12 protein-coding genes are annotated in these 10,708 nt (G+C 44.5%); 9 read left to right on the top strand and 3 right to left on the bottom strand.

From position 1 onward, the window contains the following. The 7 genes from V7Z60_RS06150 to trpA form a co-directional block, all read left to right on the top strand. A partial coding sequence (locus tag V7Z60_RS06150; RefSeq protein ID WP_334116969.1) for an anthranilate synthase component I family protein occupies nt 1-773 on the top strand: 773 nt, incomplete at its 5' end. After that, the gene (locus V7Z60_RS06145) at nt 757-1,326 is read left to right on the top strand and encodes an anthranilate synthase component II (protein WP_334116968.1); all 570 of its coding nucleotides are present in this window, start codon (nt 757-759) and stop codon (nt 1,324-1,326) included. The genes V7Z60_RS06150 and V7Z60_RS06145, both read left to right, overlap by 17 nt. Nucleotides 1,327-1,329: 3 nt before the next feature. After that, nucleotides 1,330-2,346 carry an anthranilate phosphoribosyltransferase gene (trpD, locus tag V7Z60_RS06140; RefSeq protein WP_334116967.1) on the top strand — a complete coding sequence of 339 codons (1,017 nt, stop codon included), beginning with the start codon at nt 1,330-1,332 and terminating at the stop codon, nt 2,344-2,346. 3 nt (nt 2,347-2,349) lie between these two features. After that, nucleotides 2,350-3,141: an indole-3-glycerol phosphate synthase TrpC gene (gene trpC / locus V7Z60_RS06135; RefSeq protein WP_334116966.1), complete on the top strand. Its 792-nt coding sequence runs from the start codon at nt 2,350-2,352 to the stop codon at nt 3,139-3,141. Further along, nucleotides 3,138-3,770: a phosphoribosylanthranilate isomerase gene (locus tag V7Z60_RS06130; protein ID WP_334116965.1), complete on the top strand. Its 633-nt coding sequence runs from the start codon at nt 3,138-3,140 to the stop codon at nt 3,768-3,770. The genes trpC and V7Z60_RS06130 overlap by 4 nt, the downstream gene beginning before the upstream one ends. Continuing rightward, a complete protein-coding gene (gene trpB / locus V7Z60_RS06125) occupies nt 3,757-4,947 on the top strand; it encodes a tryptophan synthase subunit beta (protein WP_334116964.1) in 1,191 nt (396 codons plus the stop codon). The genes V7Z60_RS06130 and trpB overlap by 14 nt, the downstream gene beginning before the upstream one ends. Continuing rightward, entirely contained in the window at nt 4,940-5,719 is a 780-nt protein-coding gene (gene trpA, locus V7Z60_RS06120) for a tryptophan synthase subunit alpha (RefSeq protein WP_334116963.1), read from the top strand. The genes trpB and trpA overlap by 8 nt, the downstream gene beginning before the upstream one ends. 57 nt (nt 5,720-5,776) lie before the next feature. Here the strand turns inward: trpA and V7Z60_RS06115 are convergent, their stop codons facing one another. The 3 genes from V7Z60_RS06115 to V7Z60_RS06105 are packed head-to-tail and all read right to left on the bottom strand — an operon-like array spanning nt 5,777 to nt 7,845. Next, on the bottom strand, nt 5,777-6,439 hold the full coding sequence (locus tag V7Z60_RS06115) for a phosphatase PAP2 family protein (protein WP_334116962.1): 663 nt from the start codon (nt 6,437-6,439) through the stop codon (nt 5,777-5,779). After that, nucleotides 6,423-7,253, bottom strand: coding sequence for a phosphatidylserine decarboxylase (locus V7Z60_RS06110; protein ID WP_334116961.1), 831 nt, complete (start codon nt 7,251-7,253; stop codon nt 6,423-6,425). Before V7Z60_RS06110 ends, V7Z60_RS06115 begins: the two co-directional genes overlap by 17 nt. Next, the gene (locus tag V7Z60_RS06105; protein ID WP_334116960.1) at nt 7,246-7,845 is read right to left on the bottom strand and encodes a CDP-alcohol phosphatidyltransferase family protein; all 600 of its coding nucleotides are present in this window, start codon (nt 7,843-7,845) and stop codon (nt 7,246-7,248) included. The genes V7Z60_RS06110 and V7Z60_RS06105 overlap by 8 nt, the downstream gene beginning before the upstream one ends. A 293-nt stretch (nt 7,846-8,138) precedes the next feature. On the opposite strand from V7Z60_RS06105, the gene V7Z60_RS06100 reads away from it, so the two are divergent. Together V7Z60_RS06100 and V7Z60_RS06095 are read left to right on the top strand one after the other, a co-directional pair. Beyond that, complete coding sequence (locus V7Z60_RS06100; RefSeq protein WP_334116959.1) at nt 8,139-9,689, top strand: PucR family transcriptional regulator; 1,551 nt, start codon at nt 8,139-8,141, stop codon at nt 9,687-9,689. A gap of 38 nt (nt 9,690-9,727) precedes the next feature. After that, a complete protein-coding gene (locus V7Z60_RS06095; RefSeq protein ID WP_334116971.1) occupies nt 9,728-10,624 on the top strand; it encodes a DUF6508 domain-containing protein in 897 nt (298 codons plus the stop codon). Nucleotides 10,625-10,708 lie beyond the last annotated feature (84 nt).

Genomic DNA, 10,708 nt, shown 5'->3' with positions numbered 1-10,708 from the left:
ATATTTTCCAAATGATTTTGTCGAACCCGATTCAGGCAAAAGCCACAGGCAGTTTGTTTGATGCTTATCGCGTCCTGCGTGTCGAAAATCCCTCACCGTACATGTTTTACCTGTCGACTTCAGGTGAAGAAATTGCAGGAGCTTCTCCTGAAACGCTGGTCAGGTCTGAAAATGGCAAACTGGCGACTTTTCCGTTGGCAGGAACAAGAAGAAGGGGCAAAAGCGAAGAAGAGGACCGGATGTTTGAAGAAGAACTTAAGGAAAGCAGCAAGGAAAGATCTGAACACGAGATGCTGGTCGATCTCGGACGCAATGATCTTGGAAAAGTTGCGAAAATCGGAACGGTAAAAGTCGAAAAACACATGGAAATTGAACGTTTCTCGCAGGTAATGCATTTGGGTTCAACGGTTGTTGCCGAAATTTCGGACCAAAAGGACGGACTTGACGTTATCGATGCTGTTTTGCCTGCAGGAACGCTTTCAGGGGCACCCAAATTCAGAGCCTGTGAAATTATCGAAGAACTGGAAGAAAACAAGAGGGGGATTTACGGTGGAACAATCGGATATTTGGATTTTTCGGGAAACCTGGACGTTTGCATTGCAATCAGGCTTGTCAGCAAAAAGGGCACCGATTTGTGCATTCAATCCGGAGCGGGAATCGTGGCCGATTCAGTTCCGGAGCAGGAGTTCAAAGAGTGCCAAAACAAAGCACGTGCGGTCGTAATGGCTGTTGAAGAAGCAAAGGGAGGTATTGGAGTTGATATTGCTGATTGATAATTATGACAGTTTTACCTACAATCTGTATCACTTATTTGGCGAGACGGGAGTTCAAGTTGACGTTAAAAGAAATGATGAGATTACACTAAACGAAATTGAAAAATTGAATCCGCAGGCAATTGTTCTGTCACCAGGGCCCGGACGTCCTGAGAATGCGGGTATTTGTCTTGATTTGATCAGACATTTTGCGGGAAACATCCCCATTTTGGGAGTCTGCTTAGGACATCAGGCAATCTGCCAGGCTTTTGGAGGAAAAATAGTTCATGCCAAACGTTTGATGCACGGTAAAACCAGTCGGATGAAAATCTTTTCGAAGTCGACCCTTTTTAAGGGAATCGAAGATGGATTTCCAGCAGCCAGATATCATTCCCTGGCAGTAGATCCTGACAGTTTGCCGGGCGGGTTAAAGGTAACGGCGCAAGCTGCTGACGATCAGGAAATTATGGCTGTGGAGGACAGCAGCAAGTCAATTTATGGTGTGCAGTTTCACCCTGAATCAATAATGACGGAATATGGTAAAAAAATAATCGAGAATTTTCTGGAGGTATGAAAAATGATTGAATCAGTTATCAGAAAGGCAACGCAAAAAGAAAATCTTACTTATGAAGAAGCACGCATGACAATGGCGGAATTGATGAATGGAACGGCAACTCCTGTTCAGGCATCAGCCTATCTTGTTTCGATGGCAATGAAAGGCGAAACCATCGACGAAATTGCAGCCAGTGCTGAAGGAATGCGTGCTGCAGGAACAAAATTGCAGACGAATCGTAAAGTGGCGGAAATCGTCGGAACAGGCGGCGATGGTTCTGATTCGTTCAATATTTCAACGACCGCCTCGTTTGTCATTGCATCAGCGGGCATTCCGGTTGCAAAGCATGGCAATCGCTCTGCATCATCAAAATCCGGTGCAGCTGATTGTCTGGAAGCTTTGGGAGTCAGGATTGACATTGATCCGGAACGCAACGAAGAAATTCTAAACGAAACCAACATGTGCTTTTTGTTTGCGAAACGATACCATTCGGCAATGCGCTTTGTCGGTCCCGTCAGGAAAGAGCTTGGCATAAGAACGCTTTTTAACGTTTTAGGACCGTTAACGAGTCCGGCAGATGCTAAAATCCAGTTAATGGGAGTTTATTCGGAAAATCTGGTTGAACCGTTGGCACACGTGTTGAACAGGCTTGGTGTAAGGCGAGGGATGGTTGTATACGGAGAAGACGGGCTGGACGAAATTTCAATGAGCGCAAAAACGAAGGTCTGCGAAATAAATAACGGTGTTTTTAAAACTTATGAAATCAAACCGGAAGACTTTGGATATTCAAGATGTAGAAAAGAGGATCTTAAAGGGGGAACGCCAAAGGAAAATGCTGGAATCACAAGGAAAGTTTTAAACGGAGAAGATCGGAGCGCAAAACGTGACGTTGTTTGCATGAATGCTGGTGCGGTTCTGTATCTGGCGGGATTGACAAAAGACATGACTCAGGGAGTCAGACTGTCAGAACGGCTGATTGATGACGGTTCTGCCAAAGCCAAAATGGAACATTTTGTCGAAGAAACAAACAAGCGGGGATGATGAATGACAGAAGACATTTTAAAAATCCTGGCCGATTCGACCAAAGAGCGAATCGAATTTCAAAAAGGGCAAGTCAGTCTTACGGAAATGAAACATAGGGCACTGCATTCAAGAAGTCAAGGTTCGTTTTTTAAAGCATTAAATAAAAAAGGGCTGTCATGCATCTGCGAAGTCAAAAAAGCCTCGCCTTCAAAGGGAGTGATTGCAGAGGATTTCCCATATCTGAAAATTGCCAAAGAGTATGAAGAAGCAGGAGCGAGTGCGATTTCCGTCTTAACGGAGCCGAAATATTTTCTGGGGGACGACAGATTTATTGAAGAAATTTCCGAAGAAGTCAAGCTGCCTATTTTGAGAAAGGATTTCACGATTGACGAATACATGATTTATCAGGCAAAGGTTCTGGGAGCTTCAGCAGTTCTTCTGATTGTCAGCCTGCTTGATGAAGCGGAGTTGAAAAGCTATCGTGAACTTTCTGAAAGTCTGGAGCTGGATGCTCTGGTTGAAGCTCACTCCAAGGCAGAAATTGAGGTTGCATTAAAATCAGGAGCAAAAATTATCGGAGTCAATAACCGTAACCTGAAGAATTTTGACGTTGATCCGGCAAACAGTACCAGGCTGAGGAAATTCGTGCCTTCCGATGTAATTTTTGTTTCAGAAAGTGGGATTAAAACATCGGATGATGTCAAGGCGTTGAAGGAATCTTGCGTAGACGCCGTGCTTATCGGTGAAACAATGATGAAAAGCTGCGATAAAAAGGCTACTTTGAAAGAGTTGGGATTTGAGGTGAAAATATGAGCAAGTTGAAAATTTGCGGTCTGAAAACTGAAGCGGACGTTGAAATAATTAATGAAACACAGCCTGACTATTGCGGCTTCATTGTTGATTATCCCAAAAGCAAGCGAAGTCTGGATCCAAATGAAGCCTGCAGACTGGCCGAAAAAGTTTTGAAAACAGTCAAGACAGTTGCTGTTTTTGTTGATGAACCCATGGAAACGGTCGTTAAGACGATGGCGAGCTTTGACATGGCTCAACTTCACGGAAACGAATCTGAAAGATATATCGAAGAATTGAAAAAAAGGACCGGCAAGCTTGTCATTAAGGCGGTCATCCCGAAAAATTCCGCTGATGTCGAGTATTTTTGCAAAACGAAGGCAGATTACCTGCTGTTTGATGCGGGAAAAGGAGAGGGACGGGCATTTAACTGGGAGATTTTGAAGAATGTGCGGCCATCGCGCAAGTATTTTTTGGCCGGCGGACTCAACGAAGGAAATATCGGGTCTGCGCTTGATGCGTTAGATCCTTATGCCATAGATGTCAGCAGCGGGGCTGAAAGCGATGGCAAAAAAGACTATTCAAAAGTCAGACGAATCACTGAATTTTTAAAAAGCAATCAGGAAAGAAGGAACGATGATGACAGAGTCTAAAGGGAGATTTGGGGCACACGGTGGCCAGTATATTTCAGAAACGCTTATGAATGCCGTGGATGAACTTGAAAAAGCCTATGATTACTACAAGGAAGATCAGAAATTCAATCGCGAATTAGACGATCTTTTAAAGAAATATGCAGGTCGACCGTCTTTGCTTTATTATGCCGAAAATATGACAAGAGATCTCGGAGGGGCCAAAGTCTATCTTAAACGAGAAGACCTCAATCATACGGGAGCCCACAAAATAAACAATGTTCTTGGACAATGCCTGCTGGCGAAAAAGATGGGCAAAAAACGAGTCATTGCCGAAACCGGTGCCGGTCAGCACGGTGTTGCCACGGCAACGGTTGCCGCATTGATGGGAATGGAATGCGAGATCTTCATGGGTGAAGTCGATTGCAGAAGACAGGCGTTGAATGTTTATCGCATGAAGCTTTTAGGTGCGGAGGTTCATTCCGTTTCAACGGGCACAGGGACACTGAAGGACGCTGTTTCCGAAACGATGCGCGAATGGACCAGGAGAATTGATGATACCCATTACGTTCTCGGATCTGCCATGGGACCGCATCCTTTTCCGACAATCGTGCGTGATTTTCAGGCCGTCATCTCAAAAGAGGCAAGGGAGCAGATCCTGGAAGAGGAAGGGCGCTTGCCAGATGCAGTGATTGCCTGCGTTGGCGGCGGATCAAACGCAATCGGGAGTTTTTATAACTTCATCAATGACAGGAATGTTGAATTGATCGGGTGCGAAGCTGCGGGCAAGGGAGCAGATACTTTTGAAACGGCGGCAACGATTTCAACTGGTCGCTCGGGTATTTTCCACGGGATGAAGTCTTATTTCTGTCAGGATAAATATGGGCAGATTGCACCGGTCTATTCCATTTCAGCCGGTCTGGACTATCCTGGCGTCGGACCTGAACATGCGTTTCTGCACGATGAAGGGCGCGCAAAATACGTGCCAGTCACAGATGATGAGGCGGTAGATGCATTTGAGTATTTGTCAAGAACAGAAGGAATCATTCCGGCAATTGAAAGTGCTCATGCTGTCGCTTATGCCAGAAAAATCGTTCCGAAAATGAGCAGGAATCAAATCGTAATCGTCACGTTGTCGGGAAGAGGCGACAAAGACGTTGCGGCGATTGCAAGATACAGGGGGGAAAATTTGCATGACTGACAGAATTAAAGAATCATTTGAGAACGGCAAGGCATTCATTCCGTTCATAACAAGCGGGGATCCAAGTCTTGAAACAACGGAGCGGCTTGTCTATGCGATGGATGATGCCGGGGCAGATATTATTGAACTGGGCATCCCTTTTTCTGATCCGACGGCTGAAGGTCCGGTTATTCAAGCGGCCAATCTGCGTGCACTTTCAGCCGGCACGACAACGGACAGGATTTTTGCAATGATTGCAAAAATCCGGCAAAAGACTCAGATTCCGCTGATTTTGATGACTTATGCAAATGTTGTCTATTCCTATGATACGGAACGTTTTTTGGAAAAGGCCGCAAGTGTCGGAATTGACGGATTGATTCTGGCAGATGTTCCTTATGAGGAAAAAGAAGAGTTTTCCAAGGTGTGTGACGAATACGGACTGTGTTTGATTTCAATGATTGCGCCGACTTCAAAAGAACGAATCAAGATGATTGCAGAAGATGCCCGGGGGTTTGTCTATTGCGTTTCATCTCTTGGCGTCACCGGTACCAGAAAGGAGATCAAGACGGACGTTTCAAGCATGGTCAAGCTTGTCAGGGAGATAAATGACATTCCGTGTGCTGTCGGTTTTGGAATCAGCACGCCTGAAACGGCCCGCGAAATGGCCTTGCAAAGTGATGGCGTGATTGTTGGATCGGCAATCGTTAAAATCTGTGAAAAGTATGGTGCTGAAGCGGTTCCGCACGTTGCAGAATATGTTAAGCAAATGAAAAAGGCAATTTCAGAGTTGTAGAAAGACGGTTAAAAAGGGTCCATGCCAATCGTGGCATGGACCCTTTGCCGTATTTTTTCAAATTAGCGGAAACTTGGTCAAAACAGGAAATTTGCTTGCCAATGCATAGCAGAGTTCGGCAAGCAAAACCCCTGCCAAGACGTCAATCAAAACATGCTGCTTGGTTGTCAGAGTCGAAATGCAGATGGCAATTGCAATGACAAATGATGCCTTTTTCCACCAGGAAGGAACTTTTGGCGAATTTCTTACGCCGATAAAGCACATCCAACTGACGAAACAGTGAATTGAAGGCAGCAGGTTGTCTGCTGCGTCGGTACCGTACAACCAGTTCATCATTTGGCAAAAGACATCATTTCCGACAATTTCAGGCCTGACGTTCGTAGTCGGCAGAAAGACGTAAAACAGAAGGCAGATCGTTTTGCCGATCACATCCGCACTTGTGAACCGCAGGGCCTCCTCCCGATTGTCGCGACAGCTTAAGATGTAGTTGACAATCCAAAAAAGATAACAACCTAAGTAAATCACGACGGTCCATGGAATCAGGGGAATTTTTTCATCAAGTGCCGTCGTAAAATCGTAGTGATGAAGATTTGACGAAAAGATGCGGTTTCCAAAGTAAACGCACATGTTCCATGTAACGACAATCAAGAGAGGAAGGGCAGCATATCTGGGAATGATGCCTAAAATGGTTGTCTTTTCTTTTTCATCGGTTGACTGCACTGGCGATCCACTCCCCTTGACGAACTTTAATTTCATGTTTAAAAGCAGCTTCCAGATTATCGATAAGCTCGATCCTGTTCTTTTCAATCAAAAGCGTGATTGTTGAGCCATGCAGCTCAAATCGTCCCATTTCCTCGCCTTTGATAAAATGGCCGTTTTGATGATTGTTAGAGAAACCTCCGACTAAAAGGGCACCGATTTCAGTTTGAACGACCGGTCCGAAGTTTTTTGTTTCGAGCAGGTTCCAAAGGCGCCTGTTCAAGGTAAATACGGGATAGTTTTCCAAGGCAATCGGCTGAACGCTGTGAAGTTCTCCTTCAATATAGTGGCTGTCATGCTGGTAGCAGTCATCGATATAGCAATAGCGATGATAATCGCGTGCCTCAAGCCTGAAAACAAGACAAATTCCGTCCTTGAAACGTTCAGCCAGTTCGGAATCGTTCAACAGATCAGATACGCGGTAGCGAGATCCTTTGATTGCAAAGGACGAATCATCAGATAAGCGATATGCTGATAAAAAACCATCGCATGGCGAGACAAGATGCTTGTCTGAAAAATCGGTTTTAGAGTATTTATCCAGTTTTTGACGGCTGAAAAATTCAGCATATGAATGATATGAATAATTTCCGTATTCTGTCATGTCGATTTTGTTTTCAGAAATAAACCAGGGAATAAGGGACTTTGATGACTCTGATCTGGCATATTTTTCAGCCAGCTTTAAAACGCCGGACTTCATGATTCCCTTGAGCATCATGCGTCCGGCAGCGGTCTGATATAAAAAAGTGATGAAAGAATTATTGGGATTATTATTCACTATGATCTTCCTGTTCGTTATTTTTTTGATGACCGATTGAAAAATTCAATTTGGGAACCTTGATTGGTGCTATAAAGGCAAACGCAAGCACTAACAGCGTAATCGTGCCGGTAATCAGCATTGAGCTTCCGCTGATGTTGGCCAGCGCCAGGACAACCGGCAGAATGAATGCCGAAACCGTTACGGGCATGCCCGTATAGAATTCACGACATTTGCTGGACGAATCCTGCCGTTTTTCTTCGTCAACATTGAACCATGCCAGACGGATGATTGCAGCCAGGACGTAAAATCCGGCAACAGTCAGCGTAACGTGATTTCTGAAACCACCGATATGATACATGATTGTTGCCGGCAAAACGCCGAAACATACCGTATCAGCCAGAGAATCAAGCTGAATGCCGAAGCGTTTTTCATGTTGAGTACGTTCCTTGGTCTGAGCAATCTTGCCGTCAAAAGTGTCGCAAATCCCCGAAAGCAGCAAGCAGACGCAAGCGGCAACGATTTTATTGTCAATTACGTAAGAAATTCCCCCGAATGAAATCAACATGCTGATATAGGTCAAAATTACAGCATAATTATAATATCCTATCATAAGTATTCAAAATGGCATGCAAAAACATGCCCCCCCTTTCCACACCGCTTGATAAGCGGGTTTAAATTCATTAAAACAAATAAATTCCACTTAATACAAAACACCATATTATCATTGTACACCATTGAATGCCCTTTTTCAGCCTGCTTTTCATAAGAAATTGTAAAGAATATTCAAAAATCTTAAAAGTGATTAAGCTTTGAAAAAATTTTCAATTTAAGCATTTTTTGAAAAAAAGCAGAATTAGAGTTAGAATGTTAGCTGTGTACAATGCTGAGTTAGGGGTTGATTACTTGGGAGTAAAGCTTGAAGAGCTGATGAAGCTTCCGTCTTTGCAAGGGGCAACGGTTGTTGCCGGCAAAAGGGCACTTGAAAGAGAAATAATGTCTTTGTCATTTTTGGAAGCATGCGATATGAGTCAATTGAGAAGGAACGTTTTGAAGCCGGATGAGTATTTTTTGGGAGAGTTGGACATTACCTCACTGTATACCATAAAAGACGATCCGGAAAAGCAGTGCGAACTGATCAAGGGAATGCATGACTTGGGCGTGGTCGGCATCATCGTCTATTACGTGGGCGTTTTCGTTCCCCGTCTGGATGATGCCGTTCTTCAAACGGCAAACGAGATCAATTTTGCAATTATTCAAATGCCGGTGAATGATACGAACATTCGATTCAATGAAGCCGTGACAGAAATATCTCAAATGCTTTTTGAATACCGAAACTCTGAATTTGAACCGCTTATCATGCGGAAACTTTCAGAAGTTCCGAAATGGTCGCAAACGATTGAAACGGCACTTAAAATGCTGGCTGATGCCTTGAATTCAAACGTTGTCATCACAAACGGAAGAAACGAGATAGAGTATAGTGCAAAGTGGCCGAGAAATTCCGGACTGGATTTGGCTGAAGTAATCAACGGGGCTGAAAAGATAAATGACGGATCAGTTTTTTCAGTCGAACTTGGTGAGGGAAACGGCAGCGAATGGGCTGAAGACCGCTATGATTTATGGCTTGTAAAGGAACGTGGGCAGTTAACTGACAAGCAGTTGCAGCAGGCAAGGGACGTCGTGGAAAACGTGCTTGATATCTGGGGAACGAGCAGTCTGCATGCTACATATTATTCATTAATCTGGGGAATTCTGAATAATGAGTCGGATCGTTCGCAAAGAGTTGCGAGCCGATTTGGAATTGACATTAAAAAACTTAACGTGATGTGGATTGTTTCGATTAATTCCATTGGCGATTTTAAGGAAGTCATCGACAATCTTGACGAATACTTGAAGGAATGCTATGAAGAAGTCGTCATTGATCACATTGACGATCATATCGTGGTCATGTGCGGCGGATACAAGCTGGACAAGGCTGAAAATAACGTCTGCAATGAATGGTTGGATGGCGATTTTGCCAAAGAGCAGATTGATACGGTAGTTTATTGTCACAATATGAATGAATTGGCTGATTTTGGACGGTCGTACCGGCTGGTGATAATGCATCGCCTGGCGTTGAGAAAAGTTTTTCCTAATCTGCGTTTCTTTTCGCTCGTCAAGTGTGAGTATGTCGTTAAAACCGCACGCGGTTTGGAAGATAATTCCGATACGTCTTCAAATCTGCTTGGCTTTTTGGATCCGGTCAAGGAAAACGAAGAATTGATGCACACGCTTTGTACATATTTGTTGGATGCTCAGCGTGATTTGCAAAAAACAAGCGAATTGTTGTTTGTTCATCGAAATACGGTAAAGTATCGCTTAAAACGGATCAGTGAAATTTTGGGATGCGATCTTTCAGTTTATGATGAATGCTTTGCGTACTATCTGGCATGTATTGCATATCGTCTGATAAATTGATGAGAAGGCCGTCATGTCGGGACGAACGGCAGTTGCAGATGACTGAGGAGGTTAAGCGCAGTGTACGACTGACACGGTTTCTGCCGGAACTTGACAAGGCAGAATATGGCAAATGGGTCATTGACAGGGAAAATGACGGGCCTTCTGGAAATCCGCTCCACTTTCCGTTTATGGACTACGATGGAATCGTGGACAGCATCTGGGATGCCATATACGATTTTGAGAAGGACCATGAGGATTTCGAACTCATGAAATACAGCGAAATCCTCAGTAAGAGCAATATTGAGCGGAACACTCAGTCCATGAAGGAAGCCGATGTTTCAAATCTTGACGGACAGACGGTCATGGCTCTCCTCATGGCTGCGACCAGGATCGAACGATTCTGCGAAGGTGCGATGCTTGATTTTCTTGGAAGTGGATGCATCAGTAAATGGCTGCAGCGGCTCAAAGACATAGATGATGGAGTTGAAAGCAATCCGAACAGAACGGACAGGTACAGGATTCTCATAACGACAAGACACGGTGGAACAAGGAAAGTGACCGGCACATTTGATAAAGACGGTCTGCCGTCAGACTGGCCGGAATTTGCAGAGAATCTCCGTGATTTTCTCGCTTCCCATGGCATTGGATACCTCCTGGATGATCGGGTATACGGGAAGGCCAGAAGACGTAAGGATGACCTCGTTTTCTGTAATGTTGTCTTCCATGACGGTGGCGGGAAATACTGCTATCTTGCAGATGACGATGACTTTGACATTGGAGATGCTGTTGTAGTTCCCGTCGGCCAGGACAACCCCGAAGCTTTCGTTCGAATAGAATCGATTGAGTATCATCCGGCAGAAGATGCTCCCTGGCCGGTTGACAAAATCAAGCATATCCTGCGAAGGTTCGACGCTGACAAGGACAGGAACCTTCCGGGCAGCGAGGATGAATAAAGTTTAAGAGGCTGGAAAAAACTTCAGTCGGAAATCAACAGCCCGTGATTGAATTCTTCAGATTCAGTCACGGGCTTTTAGTGT

It is taken from the genome of Ligilactobacillus sp. (genome assembly GCF_036846325.1).
Taxonomy (GTDB): domain Bacteria; phylum Bacillota; class Bacilli; order Lactobacillales; family Lactobacillaceae; genus Ligilactobacillus.
The sequence above is the reverse complement of the archived record's forward strand: the minus strand, read 5'-3'. Positions and strand labels throughout refer to the sequence as shown.

Bases quoted from the DNA above. Each gene is read 5' to 3' on its own strand.
- trpD (WP_334116967.1), top strand. From the start codon at position 1,330: ATGATTGAATCAGTTATCAGAAAGGCAACGCAAAAAGAAAATCTTACT.
- trpC (WP_334116966.1), top strand. From the start codon at position 2,350: ATGACAGAAGACATTTTAAAAATCCTGGCCGATTCGACCAAAGAGCGA.
- V7Z60_RS06130 (WP_334116965.1), top strand. From the start codon at position 3,138: ATGAGCAAGTTGAAAATTTGCGGTCTGAAAACTGAAGCGGACGTTGAA.
- trpB (WP_334116964.1), top strand. From the start codon at position 3,757: ATGACAGAGTCTAAAGGGAGATTTGGGGCACACGGTGGCCAGTATATT.
- trpA (WP_334116963.1), top strand. From the start codon at position 4,940: ATGACTGACAGAATTAAAGAATCATTTGAGAACGGCAAGGCATTCATT.
- V7Z60_RS06105 (WP_334116960.1), bottom strand. From the start codon at position 7,845: ATGATAGGATATTATAATTATGCTGTAATTTTGACCTATATCAGCATG.
- V7Z60_RS06095 (WP_334116971.1), top strand. From the start codon at position 9,728: ATGACTGAGGAGGTTAAGCGCAGTGTACGACTGACACGGTTTCTGCCG.